This window comes from Streptomyces griseosporeus (genome assembly GCF_014656055.1).
Lineage (GTDB): Bacteria > Actinomycetota > Actinomycetes > Streptomycetales > Streptomycetaceae > Streptomyces > Streptomyces griseosporeus.
Genome location: NZ_BNBR01000001.1, coordinates 278,258 through 300,074, shown reverse-complemented (window position 1 = coordinate 300,074; position 21,817 = coordinate 278,258). Strand labels below are relative to the sequence as shown.

The window sequence follows — 21,817 nt, the reverse complement described above, 5'->3', positions numbered from 1 at the left end:
GGTTGAACGTTCGAGCGTGGTCCAGTCCGCCGACGGGTGCCCTGTACAGGCAAAGGGGGCCCGGCGACTCCCAAGGGGTCTAGTCCATTCTTGGTTCAGACCATTGACCCGCTCTCGCGGCGGCCGCTATCCCAGTAGGCGGCAACTCCCCGTCCCAGCGCGGACATCCGCCATTCCCTCCCCACACCTGGACTGACATGAGACGAGTGCGTTCCTTCCACGCTGCCCTCGCCGCAGCCGCCACCGCGGCCGCCGCCGTGGGCCTCGCCCTCACGGGTGCCGGCACCGCCCAGGCCGCGACGCCCCTGCCGCACCACGTCTTCGCCCCCTACTTCGAAGCATGGACCGGCGAGAGCCCCGCCGCCCTCTCCGCCCAGTCGGGCGCCAAGCACCTGACCATGGCGTTCCTGCAGACCGCCACCAAGGGCTCCTGCACGCCGTACTGGAACGGCGACACGAGCATGCCGATCGCCGCCTCGTCCTTCGGCGCCGACATCAAGACGATCCAGGCGGCCGGCGGTGACGTCATCCCCTCGTTCGGGGGCTACACGGCCGACACCACCGGGACCGAGATCGCCGACAGCTGCACGGACGTGCAGCAGATCGCCGCCGCGTACGAGAAGGTCATCACCACCTACGACATCTCGCGGCTCGACATGGACATCGAGGTCGACTCGCTCGACAACACCGCCGCCATCGACCGCCGCAACAAGGCCATCAAGCTGGTCCAGGACTGGGCGGCGGCCAACGGGCGCAAGGTCGAGATCTCCTACACCCTGCCGACCACCACGCACGGCCTCGCGGACAACGGCGAGGCGCTGCTGCGCAACGCGGTCGCCAACGGCACACGGGTCGACGTCGTCAACCTCATGACGTTCGACTACTACGACAACCAGCCCCACGACATGGCGCAGGACACCCAGACCGCCGCCCAGGGCCTGTACGACCTGCTCGCCGAGCTGTACCCGGGCAAGTCGGCGGCCCAGCTGTGGAACATGGTCGGCGTTACCGAGATGCCGGGCGTCGACGACTTCGGCAAGGCGGAGACCTTCACCCTGGCCAACGCCCGGACCGTGTACGACTGGGCGGTCGCCAAGGGCATCAACACGCTGTCTTTCTGGGCACTGCAGCGGGACAACGGCGGCTGCCCGGGCGGCGCGGCCGCGGACAACTGCTCGGGCATCCAGCAGAACACGTGGGACTTCACGCACATCTTCGCGCCGTTCACCGACGGCACCAGCACCCCGTCCAACGACTTCTCCGTCGCGCTCACCCCGGCCTCCGCGACCGTCACGGCCGGCCAGTCCGTCACTGCCACCGTCAAGACGGCCGTGACCAAGGGTGACGCCCAGAGTGTGCGGCTCAGCGTCAGCGGAACCCCGGCGGGCGTCACCGCCTCGCTCAGCCCGGCGTCGGTCACCGCGGGGGGTAGCTCGACTCTCACCCTGGCCACCACCTCGGCCGCGGCGTCGGGCACCTACACGGTCACCGTGACCGGGGCGGGCACCTCGGGCAGCCACTCGGCCACGTACTCCCTGACCGTCACCGGCGGCTCCGGCAACCAGTGCACCGACGCCCCCTGGGTCAAGGACAAGGTGTACACCGGCGGCCAGAGGGTCTCGCACAAGGGCCACGCCTGGAAGGCCAAGTGGTGGACGACGGGTGAGGAGCCCGGCACCACCGGCGAGTGGGGCGTCTGGCAGGACCTCGGCGCCTGCTGAACCTCCCGGAACACAGGGCGACCGTGCCGGCCGCAGCCTTCGACGAGGGGCCGCGGCCGGCACGAGACGTGTGGTGGGTCAGCTCGGGGTGCCGCTGCGCCGGGCGTAGGCGCGGGCGGCGCGGGCGCGGTCGCCGCAGCGGGTGGAGCACCAGTGGCGCCGGCCGTGCGTGCGCAACAGGAACCGGTCGCAGGGCGGGGAGCCGCAGGCGGCGAGGATGCCGGCGTCGGGACCGGTGAGCAGGTCGGCGGCGTCGGCCGCGAGGGTCGCCAGCGCGTGGTTGACGGCGCGGTCGGTGGGGTGTGCGTGAATGCGACGCGGTCCTTGGGCGCCGTCCCAGGCGAGCAGGGGCGCGGTGGGTACGGCCGTGAGTGCCTCGTTCACCGCGCGCAGTGATTCCTCGGGCGGGGTGGTGCCGTCGACGCGGGCGGCGAACAAGGCGCGTACATGCGCCCGCAGCGTGCGCATCCGCCGGGCGCACACCTCGTACAACCGCACGTCCGGGGCGGTCAGCTCGTGGGCGGCGAGCCAGCGCATGGCGGATTCCGGGGCGGCGAGCAGGTCGTAGCTCTGACCGGCGGGCAGGGTCGCGGCGGTGTCGGCGAAATCCAGGGAACGGTACCGGTCGGCACCTGGAGCCGGAGGCAGAGCGGCCTGCGCTGCGTCGGTGGCCGGCACATCATCCATGCCTCTCATGGTAGCCCTTGCGTTTTTCCGTGACGCCCGCCTAGCCTGGCCTCACGTTAAACGCGGCATTTTTTCGTGAGAAGCGGAGATGTGATGTCCCAGCTCAACGGCGACTCGTTCCCGGTCCGCACCTTCGGCGGTCCGACCGCCCTGTTCGAGTACGGCGGCCTGCGCTTCCTGACCGACCCGACGTTCGACGGCCCCGGCGACTACCCCTCGGCCGGCCCGACCCTGACCAAGACCGCCCCCTCCACCGCCACCCCCGCCGACCTCGGCCGCGTCGACGTCGTCCTGCTCTCCCACGACGAGCACGCCGACAACCTCGACACCTCCGGCCGGGCCCTGCTCGCCGACATCCCCCTCACCCTGACCACCCCCGGCGGCGCCCAACGCCTCGGGAAAGAGGCGAAGGGCCTGGCCGACTGGGAGACGGTCGAACTGGAGCGCCCCGGGGGCGGCACCCTCACCGTCATGGGTGTGCCCGCCGTGCACGGGCCCGGCCCGCGCGAGGCGGTCGAGCCGTACACCGGCCAGGTCGTCGGCTTCGTCCTCACCGGCGAGGGTCTGCCCACGGTCTATGTCAGCGGCGACAACGCCTCCCTCGACGCCGTAAAGGAGATCGCCGAACGCTTCGCCCCGGTGGACACAGCCGTCCTGTTCGCGGGCGCACCCCGCTTCCCGATGCTCTTCGACAACAACCCGCTCGTCCTGGACAGCGCCCAGGCCGCCGAAGCCACCCGGATACTCGACGCCCGCCGCGTCGTACCCGTCCATCACGACAGCTGGGCCCACTTCACCGAAGGCCGCGACGAACTGGAGGCCGCCTTCACCGCCGCCGGTCTGGCCGACCGCCTGGACCGCGACTGGTTGCAACGCGCCTGAGGCGACCTTCCGGCGGCCCGTCCCTTCCTGTCAGGTCTCGGCGACCGACGCCGCAACGCCGTCGGCCACGGCGAACAGCAGATCCTCGCGATCCGGTGGGCACACGAGTTGCAGGCCCACGGGCAGGCCGTCCACGCAGCCGGCGGGAACACTGAGCGCGGGAAAACCCAGAACGTTCCACGGACTCGTGAGGGCCAGGAGCGCGCTGCGCACGGAGCGGGACGAACCGCTGACCGTGACCTCCCGCCGGCCGAGCTGTGGCGCCGTGATGCCGACGGTGGGCGAGGCCAGCAGGTCGAACCGATCGAACACGCCGTTGACGGACCGTCGGGCCGTCTCACGTGCGTGCAGTGCCCGGACATAGCGCCATCCAGGAGTCTTGGATGCCTCCCGCAGCCGGTCGAGGACCTCGGCATCGAAGAGTTCCGGGTGCTCACGGACCCGGTCGGCGTGCGTGGCGAACGCCTCACTGTTCTGGATGGCGCTGAACGTCTCCCACACGGCATCCAGCGCGTCGCACGCCACCTGCGCCACGTCGTGGTGCGACAGCGCGCGCCGTGTCACGTCCGCCACCGCCGGCGTCACTGGAGCATGGGCGGCCGCTTCGAGCCAGCCGATCCGCGCGACGGCCGCTAGGGCACCGCGTGGCACGGGACGCTCAGGGGCCAACGCCTCGACGACCAGACGACAATCCCTGGCGGTGACACCTAGCACACCCACGTGATCAAGGCTGGGCGCGAGAGGGAACACCCCCTCGCTCGGCAGCCGTCCGAACGCCGGTTTGTAACCGGCGATGCCGCACAGCGCCGCGGGGATCCGCGCGGAGCCTCCCGTGTCCGTGCCCAGCGCGACCGGCACCATGTGCGAGGCGACGGCCGCCGCGCTGCCGCCGCTGGAGCCACCGGCCATGCGGCGCGGGTCGCGGGGATTTCTGGCCGGACCGTGCCGACCTCGGTCGCCGGTGGGGCCGTAGCCGAATTCGTGGGTGACGGTGGTGCCGATGATCACCGCTCCGGCCGACCGCAGACGCCGTACGCACGTCGCATCGTCGGCGGCCCGGTGGCCGGCGAAGTGAGCGGAACCCCGCGTTGCGGGCAGCCCCTTGACATCGATGAGGTCCTTCACCGCCACCGGAATGCCGTGCAGCGGTCCGCGGTCGATGCCGTTGCGCAGCTCATCGTCCGCACGGCGCGCGGCACTTGCCGCCCCCTCGTGGTCGACGAAGGCGAAGGCACCGAGTTCGCCGTTCCGGTCCGCGATGCGAGCAAGGCTGCGCCGGGCGAGTGCTTCGGCGGTCGTCTCGCCGGCGCGCAGTGCCGCGGCCAGTGCTTCGATCTCACTCATGGTGTGGCCTCGCTGGAGCTCGGTGATCAATCGGCCGGCTTGGGCGGAACCGGGCTCCGCAGGGGAAGCGATGTATCGGCTCGCGCGGCGCGTGCGACGTCCGAGCAGCGAGCGAAGTGCACGTCGCCGCGTTCCCGCGCGTGCTCGATGAGCTTGCGCAGGGCCACGGCCCGTGAGGGACGGCCGGTCAGGAACGGATGGTTGGTGAGGTTGAACAAGCAGCCGTAGTGCCTCATGGCGTCCAGCTCGTCCGTCCACATCTCCAGCACCTTGCGCGGGGACTCGATCACGGACCCGATGTGCGGTGCGGGCAGGAAGGCGTACTGCTCCCAGTCGTCGAGGGACCAGTGCACGGGCAGCTCCACGATCGTGCCCGCCTCGGTCCGCAGGGCGTAGGGGCGGTCGTCGCCCATGAGGGAGGAGTCGTAGAGCAAGCCGTACTCCGCCACCAGGGACGAGGTCAGCCACGTCGACGACCAGTTGGCGGCGCGGTGCCCGGCGATCGGGATGTCCTGGGCGGCGAACACTTCCATGGCACGCTCGAAGTCCGCACGTTCCTCGTCGGCGGTCATCTCCGTCGGCGGACGATGACTGTAGGAGTGGTGCGCGACCTCGTGACCGCGTTCGACGATGGAAGCGGCGAGCCCCGGGCGCTGTTCCGCCACCCAGCCCGGCACGAAGAACGTCGCGGGAACGCCGGTCTCGTCGAGCAGGTCGAGAATTCTCGGTACGCCGACGTCCGGCCCGTAGGACTGGTGGGACATGGTCGACGCATGAGTGGCGTAGTGCGCCCCGTGCGCGAGGATCGGTGCCTCCGCGTCCACGTCGAAGGTCAGCGTTGCGACGGCGGCGGCCCGGCCGCGCCAGGAATGGTCCATGCTTCGGCTCCTCGGCCCGGCCGGCACAGCGGTGCCGGCCGGTGAAGTGGGGTGGGTGGCTTGCTCAGGCGCTCATGTTCCGACGCCGCCACTGTTCGGCATTGTCCAGCGAGGCTCGCGGCTGGAGCATGGCATGGTCGAACGCGTCCAGGTCGTGTCCGCCGGCCACCCGGTTCGGGAGATCGGGGTTGGCCAGGGCTCCTCGTCCGAGGGAGAGGAGATCGGCGTGACCTCCTTCGAGGAGCCGGGCCGCCTGGTCGAGGTCGTGCATACCGCCGTTGGCGATCACGGGAAGTCCGGTGACCTTCTTCGCCAGAGCGGTGATCGTGTCGCCGCTGTCGAGCCGTGCGGTCTCGATCCAGTCCCGGCCCTCGCTCGCGATGTGCAGGTAACTGGCGCCGGCCTTCGCCAGCGACGTGAACACGACGCGGGCGTCCGCGGCTCCGGCCCATCGGTGGTGGAAGTCGTTGACCTTGGTCTGGGAGAGCCGCACACCGATCCAGAAGTCCTCGTCGGGAATGCGGGCCCGGATGCGCTCGGTGACGTGTGCCGTCAGCCTGATCCGGTTGGCCACCGGGCCCCCGTAGGAGTCGGTGCGCAGGTTCGTGTAGTCCGTCAGGAACTGGTCGAGCAGGTATCCGTTGGCCGCGTGGACCTCGACACCGTCGAACCCGGCTTCCCGCGCGTTCACGGCAGCGGAAACGAAACCCTGTACGGCTGTCTCGATGTCGTCGTCGGTCATGGCGCGAGGCGTGGGCCATCGGCCGGACCCGCCGTACTCGGGCATCATCCGACCCTTGGGCGGAACCGCCGACGGTCCCACCGTGTCCGTGCGGAACCGGTTGCCCTGGGAGAGCGCGCCCGCGTGCATCAGCTGCATGACCGCACGGGCGCCGCCTGCCTGGATCGACTCGGCGACAGCCCGCCAGGCCCGGACATGTGACTCGGTCACGATCCCCGGCTGGAAGAAGTAGCCCTGGCTGTGCCGGTCGTCGGTGTACGTGCCCTCGGTGATGACCAGGCCGAAGCCGCCCGAGGCGAAGGCGGAGTAGTAGCGGGCCATCGCTTCGGTGGGCGTGCCGTCCTCACGGGCAGAGACTCGGGTCATCGGAGCGACGGCGAGCCGGTTCGCCAGCTTGGCGCCGGCCAGGGTCACGGGCTCCAGGGCAGGGTGGGGGGCGAGGGCGTTCATGCGGTTGCTCCGTTCTCTATCTGCAGTCTGAGAGGTGAAGGCGCGCCGGCGTTGATGTCCACGAGGTCCTGCGGGCACGCGGACACCACGAGGACGCAGTCCATCTCCGCCTGGAAGGTGATGCTGTCCCCTGGCCGGGACGTCGCCGTCTCCCAGGTGAGAGCACCGTCGTTGCTCACGGGGATGTCCATGAAGACGTTGATCGGCTGTGGCACCAGGTCGGCGGACAGCCCTATCGCGGCCAGGGCGTCATGCATGTTCTGGGCGCAGGAGGCGTGGTCGGAGGGTGCGGCGAGAGCCGCGTAGCGGGCTGCGTCACATGCGGCGATGAGCATGTCGTGGCGCCCGGGTGACGAGTCCTCGACGAGGGTGAGGATGGGGCGGCGCAGGCTGGTGACGAACTGTTCCCCGACCGCGGGGAACAGACGGTTGACGTGGGCCCGGGTGTGTGAGGCCGAGTGGTACTCGCGGATGTCGCCGCGCGCGAAGGCGAAGACGTCGCCGACCTGCCGGCCCTCGACGTCGATGATCTTTACCCGTTGCCCCGCATCGACGTGGACGGCCCTGCCTTCGCCTGCGGGGATGTCGATGCTTGCGCATACCTGGGTTGCTTGCGTCATGGAGACAAGAAAGCAGCGCCCGGGCGACGAGGGCGAGGTGGGAACCGCCACTGTTGGGGCCCGGCCGGTGTCTGAAGCTACAACCGGCAGGAGGCGGGCGCCCGGCACGATGGCTTGTGCGTGGTGCGGAACCCTCCAGCAGGGGTGCGGTGTACGGTCGGTGGAGATGATGCCCGGCTGCACCCTTGGAAGGTGGTGGAGTAGACACCGTGCTGACGCTGCGGACTCTCTGCGAACGTCGCGATCTTGAGCTGACGGTGCTGGTGCCGGGCCCCGAGGGTGCGCTCGACTGCGAAGTCTCCTGGACGCACAACACCGAGCTTCCGGACCCTTCGCCCTACCTCCGGCGCGGCGAACTGGTGATGACCAACGGCTTGTGGCACATCGCCGGACACTCGGCCGAATCCTTCGTTCATCGGGTACAGGACGCCGGGGCGTCCGGGATCGTGTTCGGGCTGCGGCGCGAGATGCCGGCGACTCCGGCCGACGTGATCGACGCGTGCCGCAAGGCGGGTATGCCCCTGCTGGAACTGTCGGTCGACGTCCCGTTCACCGCGCTGTCCCAGGCCGCCGCCCGGACACTGGCGGAACAACGGCAGAGCGCTCTCATGGCCTCCGTCCGGCGCGGCAACGCACTGGCCGACGCGATCAGCTCGGGCACCGGAGCCGGCGGTGTGCTGCGGGTACTGCGCCGGGATCACGATCTGCGGCTCGCGGTGGTGGACCGCATGGGGCACCTTCTGGGCTCCGCCGGAGCCGGCCTCACCGACGATGACCTGGTCGTGGTGGCACGAGCAGTCGCTCGCCGTCCGCCTCCGCTCGAGGTGACGCTGTCGAACGACTCGGCGGCGCTGTTCCCCGTGGGAGTCTTCGGAGAGGCCGACGCGGCGCTCGTGTGCCTCCGGTCGGCCGCCGCGCTCGACGAGGCGGAACGCGGAGCGCTGGAACAGGCCGCACATTTCCTCGGCATGGAGACCGCCCGGTTGCACGCCGTGCAAGCCACCGAAATGCGCTTCGCCGGCGAACTGATCGACATGATCTTCGCCGGGGCTGGAGCGTCACGGGAATTCGCAGCCAGGCTGAAGACGTTCGGCATCGAGGCCGGAGATCCGCTTGCCGTGTGTGCCCTTGCCCTTGCGGAGGGAGAGGCGGCGGTCTCACCCGTGCCGGCCAACGCTGTGATGGCCTTCTTCGTGTCCGAGGGTGTACCCGCCGTCGTAGCGCCGGGTGGCCGCGACACCGTGGCCCTCTTTCCATGGCGTCTGACGGAAGGGGAGCTTGAGGCGTCGATGACCCGGCTCTTGGGCCTCCTGGACAGGCAACTCCCGGCGCAGAAAGTGGTGTTGGGCTACGGCGGACCGGCCGGGGACAGCACCAAGCTGAAGGTTCCGCTGATGGAAGCGCGAGAGGCGTGCCAACTGCTGGCGCGGGGCAGCTCCGCGGCCCGTATGGCCCGTTTCGCGGAACTGCCGTCCCACAGTGCGCTGCTGGGGCGCTTGGACGGGCAAGTCGTGCAGCGCTTCGCGGATGCGCTCCTCACGCCGCTACGCGATCACGATGCCCAGAGAGGAGCCCAGCTGGAACTCACTCTGCGCACTTTCCTCGCCAATGAAGGGCAGTTCGCGGCCACGGCCGATGCCCTGTACATCCACGTGAACACCCTCCGCAAACGACTCACCCGCATCGGTGAACTGACCGGCCGCGACCCCATGAAGTTCGAAGGCAGGGTCGATCTGTTCCTGGCTCTTGAGGCCGACGCGTTGGTGAGGTCCTGAGAGGGCCTTGCTGACGGCTTCTACCGTCGTCAATCGGCAAGGGCGGACCTGTCGCGGGCGGCACGGTTCTCGGAGCGGGTGAGGAGGTAATGCAGCCCGCCGGCGACCACCGCGCCCGACAGCCAGGAGAAGTCGGTGTGGTGCATGCTCCGGGCCAGAGGGCCCTGCATGAGCGGCACCAGTCCGTACTGCCAGGACCACGCCGCCGCGATACCGGCCGCGAGGGCGAGGAGCGCGCGCCAGCGCCATGCCGGAGCACGGTCGTCGAACAACTCCGCCACATCGAGCCGGCTGCGGCGCAGGACGAAGAACTCCGTCAGCATGACGGCGGCCCAGGGGCTGATCCAGACCAGGATCGATGTCATCCAGTGGTCGAAGGACTCGGCGAAGCTGTGTGACTGCATGAACACCAGCAGGACCACGGTGGCGACCGCCCCCGCCACGAGGGTCACCTTCCAACGGGCCGCCCGGACCCCCACCGACAGCGCGGCCAGCGCGCACGAGTAGAGGTTGAGGATATTGGTCGCGACGGGCCCGTGCATGATCAGCAGAAGGACAGGCAGGGCCATCACTCCGAAGGCGCTGATGACGAGTTCGCTCGGATCACCGCCCTGCCCGGTGGTGGCGAGGCAGGCGCCCAGAGCGGCCAGCCAGACGGTCGGCACGTACATACCGAGCGCCGTGGCCCAGAAGACGCTCCGCCCGGAGAAACGGGCCGGAACGAATCGCGAGTAGTCCGCGGAGTAGGGCACCCAGCTGATTCCCCACCCGATTCCGATCGCGGTGAGCAGCTGGGTGACGGCCGTGACCTTCTCGGTTCCGCCTTCCGCGGTTCCGGCCGTCCAGTGCAGATCCGACTGCGTGAGGGACAGAACCGTCATGACCGCCATCACGAGTACGGTCGCCGGCACGGTCCACCGCTCGAACGTGCGGATGGCGTAGAAGCCGAACACGGCCAGGCCGAGTTGTGCGGCCATCACCACGCCGGCGACCGCGTACTTCAATCCTTCGCCTCCGTGAATGCCGATTTTGCCGAGCAGGGCGACGGCGAGGTCGAGGACCACCCAGGTGTTCACGCCCACCCATCCCATGGTGAGCAGACCCTGCATCACCCCGGGGACGACGGCACCCTTGCGTCCGAAGGCGGCGCGGCCGAGCACCATCTGGTTGACGCCGGTCCGGTGGCCCATCATGTTGAACAGGCCGAAGACGCCGCACCCCACGATGTTCCCCAGGGAAATGACGATCAGCGTCTCCACCAGATTGAGGCCCAACGTAATTCCCAGCGCCCCGAGAACCCAGTTGATCGGCGCCACATTGGCGCCCACCCAGATCCACCACTGGTCCCGCGGCGAGGAATCCCGGCCGTTCTCGGGAATGGGTTCCACGCCGTGGGCGTCGAAGCTGCTCGGTATCGGCGCAGGCTCGGTTTTCTGAGCGTCGGGCAACAGCGGTCGGGGGGCCGTGTTCATGGGAACCTCCTGGCAGGTTTTTCTCCGGCCAGCTCAGAGAACCATTCAGCACCTCACCGTCCCAGAGGAGAATTCACTGTCGTACGGCGGCGCAGAAGTGGAGGAACCTCTACCGTGCTCACCCCCGGCGCCTTCATGGTCGGTCGTCGCACTGATCGCATCGGCCCGGCGTCATAACCGTGGCTACCACCCGACGGGACCGAGACGGTCGACGAACGTCCCGGTCGGCCCGTCCGGACCCAGCGTCGCCAGCCGAATGATCGAATCGGTGCCTTCGGTGACCGTGAGGGCGCCGGTGTGGTTGTTCATGTCGGTCGCGGCGAACTTGCGGTTCGCGACCTCGCCGGGCGTGGCGACGTTGAACTTGATCCCCGGAAGCGCCTGCGCATAGCGGACTGTGATCATGTTCAGTGCCGCCTTGGAGGTGCTGTAGGCAAGCTCGTGCATCTTCGAGACGGGCTGCTCGGGGTCGGTCACCACACTGAAGGAGCCACCCCCACTGGACACCATCACCACGCGCGGGTGATCCGCCGCCTGAAGCAGCGGAAGGAACGCGTGCGTGACCCTGATGGGCCCGTACACGTTCGTGTCGAAGACGGGGTGGATCTCCTCGACCGTCGCGTCCGCGGGCGGCACGATGTGCCCCGGGGTCCCGGCGTTGTTGACCAGCACGTCGAGCCGGTCGGTGTGGGCACGGACCAGCCGGACCGCGGCCGCGACCGACACGTCCGAGGTCACGTCGAGGGGAACCATCACCACATCCACACCCTCGGCGGCCAGCTTGTCGGCGGCCGCGCGGCCCCGGCCCTCGTCACGCGAGCCGAGGAAGACAGTCCAGCCGAGCTCGCCGAGCCGCCTGGCCGTTTCGAGCCCGAGTCCCTTGTTGCCGCCGGTGACCAGCACGGAGGTCTTCGTCATGTTCGTCATGCCCCCGAGACGAGACAGCCTCCGCGCCTGTGACATGCATCCACGAGGACGTGAGCGGGCTCACAGGTTGCCTGAACCCGTCGGGGCCGACCCGATCAAGGGGGCAGGGTGCTCATGTCTCGGGCTGCCTAGGTCTCGGGCGGCCCGGAGCGGGTCACCGGTCCGTCGGCGCGGTGCTCGATACGGGAGAGCCACCCGGTGAGCACCGTCTCCAGCGACTCGGCCTCGGCAGGCGTCAGCATGTCGACGAGGCGGCGTTCGTTGTGCATGTGCTCGGTGAATGCCTGGTCGATCAGTTCGCGCCCGGGGCCGGTGAGGGCGACGATCCGGCCACGCTGATCGTCAGCGGAACGGCGGCGGGTGACGAGGCCCGCGCGCTCCAGGCGGTCGATCCTCTTCGTCATCGCGCCGGTGGTGACCATGGTGTGCGCCGCCAGTTCGCCGGGCGCCCGTTCGAAGGGCTCACCGGCGCGGCGCAGTGCGCACAGCACGTCGAACTCTCCCTCGCTGAGGCCGTAGCGGCCGTAGACGAGACGCAGCTCATCGGACAGCCGGTCGGCCAGGCGGTGCAGCCGGCCGATCACCCCTTGCGGCCGGACATCGAGGGCAGGGCGTTCACGGCGCCAGTCGGCCTGGATGCGCGCCACGTGATCCTGTGCGCCCCGGCCTGCACCGCCCACGACGTTTTCTTCCATGGAAGCTATATTACCTTCCATGGAAGGTAATCTCCGTTGGGTGGCAGTGACCGCGATCGCGCCGGTGGCCTGGGGGACGAACTACTACGTCACGCACGAGTTCCTGCCGGCCGACCGTCCGCTCTACGGAGCCGCAGCTCGGGCGCTGCCGGCGGGGCTGGTCCTCCTGGCCCTGAGCAGGCGGCGTCCGCATGGATCGTGGTGGGGGCGCTCTGCAGTGCTGGGCCTGCTCAACGTGAGCATCTTCTTCGTCCTCGTCTTCGCCGCCTCGCAACTCCTCCCGACGAGCGTCGCCTCGACCGTCATGGCGGTGTCACCGCTGACCATGATGTTCATCGCGTGGCCGCTGTTGTCGGAGCGGCCCACACCCGCGCACATCGCGGGCGCGGTGGTCGGGCTCGGCGGGGTCTGTCTCACCCTCCTCACGGGCGTGCAGGGCACCAGCGTGCCCGGCGTCCTCGCCTCACTGGCCGCCGTGCTGGTGTCGTCCCTGGGCCACCTCCTCGCCAAACGGTGGAGCACCGGTGCCGACCTGCTCGCATCGACCGCCTGGCAACTCACCGCCGGAGGGCTGTTCCTGCTGCCGGTCGCCGCGGCCGTCGAGGGCCCGCCGCCGAAACTCCCCATGCCCGTGCTGCTCGCTTTCGCGTACGTCGCCCTTGTCGCCACCGCGCTTGCCTTCACCGCCTGGTTCACCGGCCTACGGCACCTGCCGGCCAGTACCGTCGGACTGATCGGCTTGCTCAACCCCGTCACAGGCGTGCTGCTGGGCACAGCCGTCGCCGGGGAGCTGCTGACTCTGCAGCAGACGTGCGGACTGGTCCTCGTCCTCACCGGAGTCGTCCTCGGCCGGCCCAAGCGTCCACGCCGGGGCCGGCGGGCCCTCGATCAGGTGGTCGACGAGTGCCCCGCGCGAGCGCCCTCTTGAGCCGGCGGCACGGGAGCCGTGCGACTGCTGCACCGCCTCTGCCCGGACGGGATGTGCGAGCCCCCGGCGGGGCGGCCGCGGGGACCTTTCGAGGATTCCCGAAAGGCTGGCTCGGCACCCTGCTGCGGGCGACGCTGAGCGCACCAGTGACACCGCCCGGCCCAGGGCCTGGCCCGGCCACAACCCGTCAGGGGGAATCAGACGATGCACAGGACGAGTTCACACCGGCTGACCAAGATCATGATCACGGCTGCGGTGGGTGTGATGGCCGCCGCCGGCATGGCGGCTCCGGCCTCGGCGGCGCAAGCCCCGCACGCCGGCCGGACGAACGTGGCCGCGGAGTACGAGACCGTCACCACCTGGGTCCAGGGCAATGTGCGGATCGGGCCGTCGACGGGCTGGCGCATCGCCTACACCGTCGCGGCGAACCAGAACCTCATCGGCGTGTGCTGGCGCGAGGGCGGCATGGTCACCGCCAACGGCTACAGCCACGACAAGTGGGTCTACCTCTCGGACGGCAACTACATCTGGGGCGGCCTGCTCAAGGGCAACGAGGTGGGCAACGTCAGCTCCCACTGCTGGTGACCCACCGGCCGCTCCCGCACCCACCGCGGGAGCGGCCCACTCCGCTCCGCTCACCACTCCGTGGCATCCGCCCTCCGTCCACGGAGAAACGTCAGCGCTCCGGGTCGGCCGGTGGCTGGAAACAGGCGATGACGGTCTTGCCGTGCGGACAGCGCCGCGCCTCCCAGCGATCGGCCAGCGCCTCCATGAGGAGGATGCCCCGCCCACCAGGCCGCAGTTCCTCGGGCTCCCGGGGCGTCGGCAGCACCGGCGAGGCGTCGTGCACCGCGATGTGCAGGCACTGGCTGTCCCAGGACATCACCAGCTGCGCGGAGCTGTGCCCGTGCACGTGCGCGTTGGTGACCAGTTCCGATACGACGAGCAGCACGTCGTCGGCCGTATCGGGGTGGTGACTCGTCCATCCCACCTCGTCCAGATGGGCTCGCGCCCAGTCACGTGCCGTTTTGATCTGGCTGTCGAGCGGCAACGAGCGGGCCCAGCCCACCGCGCGCAGCGAACGTCCGTCCATGTCTTCCCTGCCCTCGCAGACTTCACGTGTCCAGTCGGTTACCCCGACACGGGCCCGGTACGTTGCAATCGCCCCAGCGGGCGGCAGCGGCCGGACACGGGGGAGGGGGGCAGGGTGTTCCCACCTGGGGGATCACCCCCCTGCCTGGTTCGCCAACAGTCCGCGTCGTGGGGATCGGCCGGCCAGCAGGTCAGCCGTTCGTGGGCGTCTGGCGCAGTACCAGGGTGACGAAGCCGAAGGCGTCGCGGTAGCCGCGCAGCCACCCGTCGCGATGGGCGGCGGCCGCCTCCAGAGCCTCGGCGCTGCCCGGGTCGCCGAGGTGGTCGAGGGCCCAGGCGGACAGTGAGCCCGTCCAGGCCCACTCGTAGGCGTCGAGTTCGTGACGGGTGCTGATGTGGCCGTGGACCGGGGTCCATCCGTCGTTGACAACCTGCTCGACGGTGGTCGGCAGATCGGCGAGGTCGCCGAGCATCTCCACTGCCTCAGGCCCCGGTTCGCGTTCCCAGAAACCGTCGCCGACGAGGACGCGCCCGCCGGGGGCCAGGTGTTTGCGGGCGGCGTCCAGGGTGGCGAGCAGGCCCCGGAAGGCGTGGGTGGCACCGACGCAGATCACCAGGTCGAAGAGGTGGGGCGCGCTGAACTCCGCAGCGTCCGTCTGGTGGAGGAGGAGACGCTCCTCCACGCCGAGGGTGTTGGCCCGTTCACGGGCGTGTGCCAGGGCGCGTGCGGAGAGGTCGACGCCCTCGGCGCGCAGCCGCGGGTGTGCGCCGAGGGCGCGCAGCAGCCACTCTCCGCCGCCGCAGCCGAGGTCGAGGACGCGGGCGTCGGCACGCGGGACGGCACGGTCGAGCAGTCGCTGTACTGCGTCGTCGTCGAGCGGGGCCGCGATGGGGTGGTCCGCGTGGGCGAGCCGGGACATTTGTTCGCGATTCACCGGCGGAGTGTGACACGGCGTACGACCGCGCGCATGACATTTTGTGATCGAGTGCGGGACCCCCACGACGACCAACAGCGCAGCATGGCTACGGCCGCGTCGCGCGGAACCGGGGAAGACCGGGGCGCGTTGGTTGTCTGGGAGTGGTAGCGGTGAGGCCGGAACCGGAGGGCCAGGCCGTTGGTTTCAGCCGAGCGGGGGAGCCGGCAGTTCGCCGGAGCGGACCTTGCGCTCCTGCATCCGGGTCAGGAGGACGACCACCACGATGGCGAGGACCGCGGCCACGATGTCGAGGCAGTCGGAGAACAGCATCGTCGTGGTGGCCTCACGCAGTTCTGCCGCGGTCTCGGCCTGCCGGTAGCTGCGCTCGGCGTACTGGTCCCCGAGGAGGCTGAGGAGCCACACCGTCCACCAGGCGTTGACCGGCGCGTGCCCGGACCGCGAGCCCCAGGGAGCGCTGGCGTCCCAGCTGTCGGCGACGATGCGGCGCGGGAACCACAGGTTCACCACCGGGCAGAACCAGGCGCCGATGGTCCAGCCGCGCTTCATGCGGTGCCGGGAGGCGTCGAACACCTCGGCGTTCACCCGGATCCGCCACAGCCAGCAGAGGTAGACGACGGCCGTTGCCACGAGCGCGACGCCCTGGGCGATGCCGGCGATGCCGTAGAGGGCGTCCGCGCGGTCCGCCCGGTCGATCACGTCGGTGCCGGTGACGCCATCGGCCAGGTCGCCGGTGACGTCCATCTCCAGCCAGTCCGCGTAGCAGGCGAACAGATCGGTGGCGATGACGAGGCCGAGCAGCACGACGGTGGCACGGCCGAGCGCGGCCGGCGAGCGCAGCCAGGCGCCGGGAGGGGCAGAGTACGGCGGCGTCGGCATGGGTGCGGGCATGGGCGTGGTCATGAGAAGGTCCCCCCCGAGAAGACGAGATCCGAACTGGCGCGCGGTGCTCCCCCGAACCGGCGCGGTGCACACGTGCCGACGCACGCGCGCAGACGCGCGCGGACACCGGAAGATACGGCCGGATACCGACGTACGTCTACTCGGTTCCCAGCCCGACCGGTCCGCCAGATGCCTGAAGCCGCCCTGGGGCGGGCGCCCGGGTTGCGCCCGTTCTCTGAGCCTTGCTTGAGCGAATCCGTCCTCCGGGGCGGGTACGTTCCCCCCACCCCGCGGAGCACGGGGACCATAAGGAACACGGGGGAGCAGCATGGAGGTCTTCTTCTACATCGTGCCGTCGATCATGATCTCGGTGGCGCTCGTGGGCATCACCGCTGTCGTGCGCAAGGCACTGTGGATCAATCGGGCGTGGAGCGGGGCGATGGCCGAGGGCCGGTGCCTGAGGATGTTCACCACGACCCGCGGCGGCAGTGGCGACAGCTCGGTGTCCACCACGCTGCACCACGTCTACGAGTTCACCACGCGCGACGGCCGTGCAGTCCGCTTCGAGGAGGAGAACGGTCCCGCGACGGTGCTCGAAGGCGACATCACCACCGTCTGGTACATCCCTGACCGTCCCGAACGGGCCACGGCGCAGGCACCGGCCAGAGGCAGGCTCATGGCGGGCACGGGGTGCGCCCTGGTGTTCCTCGGCGGGTTCGCCACAGGCCTGGTCGCCGTCATGGTGCAGTTCAGCCGACACTTCTGACGGGCCGACAACTCCACACCAGACCGAAGTCCGTCGCCGCCCCATGGCTGCTGATGCCGGATGCGGTCGTCGTAGTCTCGTCGGATGCATTCTCATCGGAGTTTCGAGAACCCTCCGGCCCTGCCTCACGAGGAGGTGGTCGAGACGCTGGAGCGAGCTCTTCGTGACCGTTCGGCGGAGGGTGAGGCGGCGACCGTCCTGGTCGGGACCGCGTTGCACGACGACGACGCCGAGTTCGTCGAGTACTGGTGCATGCAGGTCGGGACCCGGGCGGTGCCGGGAAGTCCCCTGCTCGGGCTGGCGGGGCTGTGTCTGGGACACACCGCTCGGCGCTTCGGGCGACTCAGCGATGAGGCCCTCGCGCTGGTGAAGTCACTCGCGGCGCGGGCCGAGGCCGACGCAAGGGACGTCGACGGACGGGCCCTCGACGGGTATGACGATGCCCGGAGCTTCCTGCACCTGTGGTGAGGCGCGCACGAGCGGAATAACGACATCACCCGTCGACCCTGCGCTGACGTCGCATACCTGCCAGCCCTTGCCGCACTCCGCCTCTGAACTGAACGTGCAACGGCACGCACATCACAGGACGGAATCCATGGCTGCATCCACCACGGCCACCACCGCCAGCACCGCCACCACGCGTGACCCTGGCGGCCCTGAATTACTGCCCCGCTCCCCGGTGACCGGATGGCTGGCCGTCGTCGCCGTGATGCTGGGCATCTTCTCCATAGTCACCACAGAGATTCTCCCCATCGGCCTCCTGACCGAAATCGGCGCCGGATTCACCATCTCCGACGGCATGGCCGGACTGACGATGACCATGCCCGGCTTTCTCGCAGCGATCGCCGCCCCGGTCGTCACCGTCATGACGGCGCGGATCGACCGCCGCCTGATGCTGTGTGCCTTCATGGTTCTGCTCGCCGCAGCGAACTTCCTGGCGGCGGCGGCTCCGGACTACTGGCTGGTCCTGGTCTCCCGCGTTGTCGTCGGCATCGTGATCGGCGGCTTCTGGTCCATCGGCGCCTCCCTGGCCGAACGCCTGGTACCCGCCGCATCCGTCGGCCGAGCCACGGCGGTGATCTTCTCCGCGGTGCCCCTGGGCTCCGTCCTGGGCGTGCCGGCCGGCACACTCATCGGCGACCTGGCCGGGTGGCGCGCCGCGTTCATCGCCATGGGCGGTTTCACCGTCGCCGTACTGGTCATGATGCTGATCGTCACGCCGCCCCTGCCCCCTCGCCGGACCACCCGCCTGCGCGTACTGCGCGGCATGCTCACCAGCGCTGCCACCCGAAGTGCGTTGCTTCTGACGGTTCTCATCGTGTGGGCGCACTTCGGCACCTACACCTACGTCACACCGTTCCTGGAGCAGGTCACCGACGTCAGCTCCCGGCTCGTCACCGTCTTCCTGCTCCTCTACGGAGCAGCGGGCATCCTCGGCAACTTCCTGGGCGGCTTCCTGGTCGCACGGCACCCTCGGGCCGCCTTCGGTGCCGCCGCCGGCATGATCGCCGCCGCCACGTTGCTGCTGCCCGTTCTGGGCCAGAAGACAGCCGGAGCGATCGCCCTCCTCGTCGTCTGGGGGGTGGCATACGGCGCGGTCCCTGTCTGTTCCCAGACGTGGTTCACCAAGGCGAGCCCTGACACCCCCGAAGCCGCTTCCGTCATCTTCACCGCGTCGTTCCAGGTAACGATTTCCCTGGGCGCTCTGACCGGTGGGCTCGTCGTCGACAGCAGCTCGCCCTCTACGGTCATGACGCTCGGCGGCCTCACAGCGACCCTCACGGTCCTCGCGGTAGGTGCCCACGGCGCCCGCCGCCTGACGTGGCCGGACAACGCCTGACCCGCTCTGGCTCTCCGAAGGGCTTGCCCTCACCCTGGCCTGTCCTGTTCAGCTCCGTAGCCATCCCTGCTCTCCGACCGAACCATCTCTGCGGTCAAGGGCCGCTGATCCAGGGCGTTTGGAAGGATGGTGCCGTGAATGTCGATGATCAGACGGGCGTAGAGGCCGAGGACGAGCCCGAGTGGACAGGCGTGGTGAGCCAGCGCCTGCGGTGTTGCGTCTGTGGTGGGTCGACGGCTGGTTCCGAGGATTACGTGCTCGTCGAACTGACGTCACAGTCCTCTGACGCTCGTCAATGGCTGGGTGCCCACGCGGACCACCTGAACTCCGTCCTCGCAGACGGATTCTCCGTGGAGGTCCACCAGATGTAGGGCTGCCCGGCGTGTCATCACCGTTGCGCTGGATGCGCAACTGAGCGAGGAAGAAAACGCCGAGATCGACGCACTGTGCGACGAGGGCCGCTACTACTCAACGGACAGGGCCATGTGCTCCTCCACTGACCAGTCCAGCTGAGGCAGAAGCGCACAGACCCTCATTGATCAACGGCGTCGCTGTCCGCGAGCCGGCTCACCCACCAAGCGCGCCGTGGCGACAGCGAGGACGACAGCACCGCGTCGATGGAGACCGCGTTGTCGCCGGAGATGACCTTGGCGCCCGCGGCGTCGCGTCCGGCAAAGCCGCCTCCAGGGCGCGCCGTACGAGCCCGAGCTGCTCCGGCGTGACCTGGCCGGCCGTCAACGACTCCACCAGGGGAGCGACAGCGGCCCCCAGCTCCGTAGGCTGATCGTCGCCGATCGACACCGAATCCCTCCGCCGGACCCGACAGTCGGCGAAGACCAGGAGCGAGGAGCAACGGGCGCGGGCCGCACTTAGAGATGGCTCAGGTGTACGCGCCGCCCTGGCGCCCTGCCCTGACGAAGCCACGTCTGGCTCGGCAACGGCAGACGCCGGCTCTCCGTCCTCGGCCCGAGGACGGAGAGCCGGCGCGGGTACTCGGGGCGGCGGCCATCGACGAGGGCGACGGGACCACGCGGTCGTGGCAAGGGCCGTACGCAGAGCCATCGCGCGAAGCTCTGTCCGCGGAACAGGCATCACCCGCACCCCATGTAGTCACGCCACACCGACCTAGTAGCCGGTGACGGGGACCCAGTCGTCGCTCTGGGAGTACGGGACAGCGACGTGGGTTCCCCAGGAGTAGCGGTTCTGGCAGTCGTAGCTGTTGTACGCCTTGACCGTGAGGTCGCCCCGCCACCACCAGCCGGAAATCTTGGTGGTGCCGCCTGAGTCGATGTTGAAGCAGCCGAGGCTCTCCTCGCCGTTCTGGTTGTATCCGTAGAGTTCGATCGAGTGCCGAACGCCCGGCGTCGCGCGGTCCGTGTAGGAGATCTGCTGGCCGTTGGAGCCCGCGGAGGCCGTACCCGGGCTCGCGAGGACTCCCGTGGCGGCCAAGGCGAGGCCGGCGGTGGCCACGGCGGTGCGAGCGGCGATGTTCTTGGACATGCGGAAATGTCCCCCGTTCGGTCATTGTCATCAGGTGGCCGGTCGGCCCTTCTGGGCAACAGAGCCTAGGTCGGCGCCACTGCGGGGTGGTGTGCCGTGCGTGCGGGCTTCCTTGACCGTGCGTGCGCGGGGCGGTGGGCTGGGGAAGTCGTCGTTCTGTCGGATTCGGCGCGTTCAGGTACCCCATTTTCCGCACTGCACGCGGCCGGAAGGAGCAGGACCCGGCCGGGGAGGAAGCGGATGGTGGGCAGGGCATGACGGCGGTGGACGTGCCGGCCACCGACCGGTTCGACTGGCTCGCCCAGGTGGTTTCGCAGGGCGGGTTGCCGCACCTCGGTGCGGCACAGGTGTCGCGATTCTCTTACTCCCGCGCCGCGCGCGGCGCATTCCGGCGTGCTCCGCCGAGATGACCGCGAGCAGTACCAGCTCGCCCTGGTGACCCGTGGGTTCGCGTGGCTTTTGCAGCGCGACGCTGAGGTCGGCTCGGCCACGGCGACTTCGCGGTGTGGGACGGCTCCCGCCCGTACGCGTTGGTTTCGGGCCTGGACAACCCGCGTCGCGCTGGCCCCCTGAAACCAATGGACCGCTGCTCAGGGCACCTGTCAAGCTCCGCCTCGTGGAGATTCTCGATGTCCTGACCAGCATGGCGATGTCAGGTCGGCTGGGCCCGGTGTTCATCGGAGCCGACTGGAACGATGTGACCGCGGCACTCGGCGAGCCGTGGGACATTGGAACAACGAGCCGGAAAAGAAGATGGCCGCGGCTCTTCGCCTACGGAGACCTTGAGGTGAGTGTCTGCCGCTGCCGCAACGTCTCCCTCATCTGCGTCCAGACCTGGCGTGATGTCGTCGACCTTCCGCGGTCGGTGGGCGGGGGGACGGTCAGCTTCCCGGCAGGGCTCAGGCATACGGACGTCGTTTCCGCCTTGGACAGGGTCGGCTGTTCCTGGGAGCCATATGCTCCGCTGACCTTCGGCAACCAGTGCTCGCTCACGGCGGTCGCGTCAGGAGCGCAATTCACCTTTGAGATCTGCAAGGCCGAGGAACCCGTTCTGAACGTCATGGGCCTGCCCGGCGACGGACACGACTGCTCCGCTCGGACCGCATGCCGAGATCACTGACCCGAAGGGCCGTCAAGTGGGGACACCCTGTACTCACTCGGATCCGTCTGCTGAGATGATCACCTCCTACTTCGAGGTGACGGGAGCGGGGGTGTTTCGTGAGCGAATGGTCGCCAGAGGTGCTTCAGGTCCTTGAGGCTGCGGGTTGGACGGCTGGCAGGCGGGTCAACACGGCTCGGTGGCGGTCCATGTTCGAAGGCGTCGGCATGGGCATGCACCATGCTGCTGAGACGTTCCTCCAGGAGTTCGGCGGGTTGACCGTCAGTGTCAGCGGCCCAGGAATCAGCTGCGCCCGCGAACCATTCGAACTGGAGCCGGAGCTGGCGTGGGGAGAGGACGACCGCTTCTCTGAGTGGAGCGAATTCCTGGGAAGAGATCTCTTTCCGCTCGGTGAGCTCGATGACGGCCGATGCTTTCTTGGTATCGATGAGACCAGTGAGATCTACCTTGTCGAAACCTGGGTCGCCAGCTTCGGGGCAATGCCGCGTGCCCTTGAGAATCTGATCCTCGGCGTGATGCCCGACATGATCGGTGGTGCACGGACTTAGAACCCTTGCCAGG

22 protein-coding genes are annotated in these 21,817 nt (G+C 69.3%); 10 read left to right on the top strand and 12 right to left on the bottom strand.

The features are described 5' to 3' along the window. Positions 1–197 precede the first annotated feature (197 nt). Positions 198–1,721 (top strand): glycosyl hydrolase family 18 protein, encoded by a 1,524-nt coding sequence (locus IE308_RS01260; RefSeq protein WP_190216205.1) that lies wholly within the window; start codon positions 198–200, stop codon positions 1,719–1,721. A gap of 78 nt (positions 1,722–1,799) precedes the next feature. Here IE308_RS01260 and IE308_RS01255 read toward each other — a convergent pair whose 3' ends face one another. Next, on the bottom strand, positions 1,800–2,417 hold the full coding sequence (locus IE308_RS01255) for an ABATE domain-containing protein (RefSeq protein ID WP_373314404.1): 618 nt from the start codon (positions 2,415–2,417) through the stop codon (positions 1,800–1,802). Between the two features lie 84 nt (positions 2,418–2,501). On the opposite strand from IE308_RS01255, the gene IE308_RS01250 reads away from it, so the two are divergent. Then, positions 2,502–3,290: an MBL fold metallo-hydrolase gene (locus IE308_RS01250; protein ID WP_190216203.1), complete on the top strand. Its 789-nt coding sequence runs from the start codon at positions 2,502–2,504 to the stop codon at positions 3,288–3,290. Between the two features lie 30 nt (positions 3,291–3,320). On the opposite strand, the gene IE308_RS01245 is transcribed toward IE308_RS01250, so the two are convergent. The 4 genes from IE308_RS01245 to IE308_RS01230 all read right to left on the bottom strand — a co-directional run bounded on the left by IE308_RS01245 (position 3,321) and on the right by IE308_RS01230 (position 7,324). Further along, positions 3,321–4,634 carry an amidase gene (locus IE308_RS01245; protein WP_190216202.1) on the bottom strand — a complete coding sequence of 438 codons (1,314 nt, stop codon included), beginning with the start codon at positions 4,632–4,634 and terminating at the stop codon, positions 3,321–3,323. A gap of 26 nt (positions 4,635–4,660) precedes the next feature. Next, a complete protein-coding gene (locus IE308_RS01240) occupies positions 4,661–5,512 on the bottom strand; it encodes a polysaccharide deacetylase family protein (RefSeq protein WP_190216201.1) in 852 nt (283 codons plus the stop codon). 64 nt (positions 5,513–5,576) lie between these two features. After that, positions 5,577–6,704: an oxidoreductase gene (locus IE308_RS01235; protein ID WP_190216200.1), complete on the bottom strand. Its 1,128-nt coding sequence runs from the start codon at positions 6,702–6,704 to the stop codon at positions 5,577–5,579. Beyond that, entirely contained in the window at positions 6,701–7,324 is a 624-nt protein-coding gene (locus tag IE308_RS01230; RefSeq protein ID WP_190216199.1) for a DUF1989 domain-containing protein, read from the bottom strand. Before IE308_RS01230 ends, IE308_RS01235 begins: the two co-directional genes overlap by 4 nt. Positions 7,325–7,533: 209 nt before the next feature. On the opposite strand from IE308_RS01230, the gene IE308_RS01225 reads away from it, so the two are divergent. Next, positions 7,534–9,099 carry a PucR family transcriptional regulator gene (locus IE308_RS01225; protein ID WP_190216198.1) on the top strand — a complete coding sequence of 522 codons (1,566 nt, stop codon included), beginning with the start codon at positions 7,534–7,536 and terminating at the stop codon, positions 9,097–9,099. A 29-nt stretch (positions 9,100–9,128) separates the two neighbouring features. Here IE308_RS01225 and IE308_RS01220 read toward each other — a convergent pair whose 3' ends face one another. From IE308_RS01220 to IE308_RS01210, 3 genes are all read right to left on the bottom strand, one after another. Then, a complete protein-coding gene (locus IE308_RS01220; RefSeq protein ID WP_190216197.1) occupies positions 9,129–10,571 on the bottom strand; it encodes a purine-cytosine permease family protein in 1,443 nt (480 codons plus the stop codon). Between the two features lie 183 nt (positions 10,572–10,754). Next, on the bottom strand, positions 10,755–11,498 hold the full coding sequence (locus IE308_RS01215) for an SDR family oxidoreductase (protein ID WP_190217311.1): 744 nt from the start codon (positions 11,496–11,498) through the stop codon (positions 10,755–10,757). Positions 11,499–11,626: 128 nt separating this feature from the next. Beyond that, complete coding sequence (locus IE308_RS01210; RefSeq protein WP_229908645.1) at positions 11,627–12,193, bottom strand: MarR family winged helix-turn-helix transcriptional regulator; 567 nt, start codon at positions 12,191–12,193, stop codon at positions 11,627–11,629. Positions 12,194–12,212: 19 nt separating this feature from the next. Here IE308_RS01210 and IE308_RS01205 point away from each other — a divergent pair, with 19 nt between their 5' ends. Both IE308_RS01205 and IE308_RS01200 read left to right on the top strand, forming a co-directional pair. After that, positions 12,213–13,121, top strand: coding sequence for an EamA family transporter (locus tag IE308_RS01205; protein ID WP_190216195.1), 909 nt, complete (start codon positions 12,213–12,215; stop codon positions 13,119–13,121). 204 nt (positions 13,122–13,325) lie between these two features. Further along, entirely contained in the window at positions 13,326–13,706 is a 381-nt protein-coding gene (locus IE308_RS01200) for a hypothetical protein (RefSeq protein WP_190216194.1), read from the top strand. A gap of 91 nt (positions 13,707–13,797) precedes the next feature. Here the strand turns inward: IE308_RS01200 and IE308_RS01195 are convergent, their stop codons facing one another. From IE308_RS01195 to IE308_RS01185, 3 genes are all read right to left on the bottom strand, one after another. Further along, positions 13,798–14,214, bottom strand: coding sequence for an ATP-binding protein (locus IE308_RS01195; protein ID WP_110635512.1), 417 nt, complete (start codon positions 14,212–14,214; stop codon positions 13,798–13,800). Between the two features lie 190 nt (positions 14,215–14,404). After that, positions 14,405–15,148, bottom strand: coding sequence for an SAM-dependent methyltransferase (locus tag IE308_RS01190; protein ID WP_190216193.1), 744 nt, complete (start codon positions 15,146–15,148; stop codon positions 14,405–14,407). Positions 15,149–15,334: 186 nt separating this feature from the next. Beyond that, positions 15,335–16,051 (bottom strand): DUF4328 domain-containing protein, encoded by a 717-nt coding sequence (locus tag IE308_RS01185; RefSeq protein ID WP_190216192.1) that lies wholly within the window; start codon positions 16,049–16,051, stop codon positions 15,335–15,337. A gap of 307 nt (positions 16,052–16,358) precedes the next feature. On the opposite strand from IE308_RS01185, the gene IE308_RS01180 reads away from it, so the two are divergent. From IE308_RS01180 to IE308_RS01170, 3 genes are all read left to right on the top strand, one after another. Continuing rightward, positions 16,359–16,796, top strand: coding sequence for a DUF3592 domain-containing protein (locus tag IE308_RS01180; RefSeq protein ID WP_190216191.1), 438 nt, complete (start codon positions 16,359–16,361; stop codon positions 16,794–16,796). 135 nt (positions 16,797–16,931) lie between these two features. Then, a complete protein-coding gene (locus tag IE308_RS01175; protein WP_229908644.1) occupies positions 16,932–17,264 on the top strand; it encodes a hypothetical protein in 333 nt (110 codons plus the stop codon). 241 nt (positions 17,265–17,505) lie between these two features. After that, positions 17,506–18,636: an MFS transporter gene (locus IE308_RS01170; protein WP_229908745.1), complete on the top strand. Its 1,131-nt coding sequence runs from the start codon at positions 17,506–17,508 to the stop codon at positions 18,634–18,636. 1,125 nt (positions 18,637–19,761) lie between these two features. Here IE308_RS01170 and IE308_RS01165 read toward each other — a convergent pair. Then, positions 19,762–20,136, bottom strand: a complete 375-nt coding sequence (locus IE308_RS01165) for a hypothetical protein (RefSeq protein ID WP_190216189.1) — start codon at positions 20,134–20,136, stop codon at positions 19,762–19,764. A 616-nt stretch (positions 20,137–20,752) separates the two neighbouring features. Between IE308_RS01165 and IE308_RS01160 the strand changes: the two genes are divergently transcribed. Together IE308_RS01160 and IE308_RS01155 are read left to right on the top strand one after the other, a co-directional pair. Beyond that, a complete protein-coding gene (locus IE308_RS01160) occupies positions 20,753–21,256 on the top strand; it encodes a hypothetical protein (protein WP_190216188.1) in 504 nt (167 codons plus the stop codon). A 98-nt stretch (positions 21,257–21,354) separates the two neighbouring features. After that, complete coding sequence (locus IE308_RS01155; protein ID WP_190216187.1) at positions 21,355–21,804, top strand: SUKH-3 domain-containing protein; 450 nt, start codon at positions 21,355–21,357, stop codon at positions 21,802–21,804. Positions 21,805–21,817: the final 13 nt, after the last annotated feature.

Excerpts from the sequence above, each read along its gene's own strand:
- IE308_RS01170 (WP_229908745.1), top strand. The coding sequence starts at position 17,506 with ATGCTGGGCATCTTCTCCATAGTCACCACAGAGATTCTCCCCATCGGC.
- IE308_RS01255 (WP_373314404.1), bottom strand. The coding sequence starts at position 2,417 with ATGAGAGGCATGGATGATGTGCCGGCCACCGACGCAGCGCAGGCCGCT.
- IE308_RS01180 (WP_190216191.1), top strand. The coding sequence starts at position 16,359 with ATGGAGGTCTTCTTCTACATCGTGCCGTCGATCATGATCTCGGTGGCG.
- IE308_RS01205 (WP_190216195.1), top strand. The coding sequence starts at position 12,213 with ATGGAAGGTAATCTCCGTTGGGTGGCAGTGACCGCGATCGCGCCGGTG.
- IE308_RS01215 (WP_190217311.1), bottom strand. The coding sequence starts at position 11,498 with ATGACGAACATGACGAAGACCTCCGTGCTGGTCACCGGCGGCAACAAG.
- IE308_RS01220 (WP_190216197.1), bottom strand. The coding sequence starts at position 10,571 with ATGAACACGGCCCCCCGACCGCTGTTGCCCGACGCTCAGAAAACCGAG.
- IE308_RS01245 (WP_190216202.1), bottom strand. The coding sequence starts at position 4,634 with ATGAGTGAGATCGAAGCACTGGCCGCGGCACTGCGCGCCGGCGAGACG.
- IE308_RS01200 (WP_190216194.1), top strand. The coding sequence starts at position 13,326 with ATGCACAGGACGAGTTCACACCGGCTGACCAAGATCATGATCACGGCT.
- IE308_RS01235 (WP_190216200.1), bottom strand. The coding sequence starts at position 6,704 with ATGAACGCCCTCGCCCCCCACCCTGCCCTGGAGCCCGTGACCCTGGCC.
- IE308_RS01250 (WP_190216203.1), top strand. The coding sequence starts at position 2,502 with ATGTCCCAGCTCAACGGCGACTCGTTCCCGGTCCGCACCTTCGGCGGT.
- IE308_RS01185 (WP_190216192.1), bottom strand. The coding sequence starts at position 16,051 with ATGACCACGCCCATGCCCGCACCCATGCCGACGCCGCCGTACTCTGCC.
- IE308_RS01195 (WP_110635512.1), bottom strand. The coding sequence starts at position 14,214 with ATGGACGGACGTTCGCTGCGCGCGGTGGGCTGGGCCCGCTCGTTGCCG.
- IE308_RS01240 (WP_190216201.1), bottom strand. The coding sequence starts at position 5,512 with ATGGACCATTCCTGGCGCGGCCGGGCCGCCGCCGTCGCAACGCTGACC.
- IE308_RS01210 (WP_229908645.1), bottom strand. The coding sequence starts at position 12,193 with ATGGAAGAAAACGTCGTGGGCGGTGCAGGCCGGGGCGCACAGGATCAC.
- IE308_RS01260 (WP_190216205.1), top strand. The coding sequence starts at position 198 with ATGAGACGAGTGCGTTCCTTCCACGCTGCCCTCGCCGCAGCCGCCACC.
- IE308_RS01165 (WP_190216189.1), bottom strand. The coding sequence starts at position 20,136 with ATGTCCAAGAACATCGCCGCTCGCACCGCCGTGGCCACCGCCGGCCTC.
- IE308_RS01230 (WP_190216199.1), bottom strand. The coding sequence starts at position 7,324 with ATGACGCAAGCAACCCAGGTATGCGCAAGCATCGACATCCCCGCAGGC.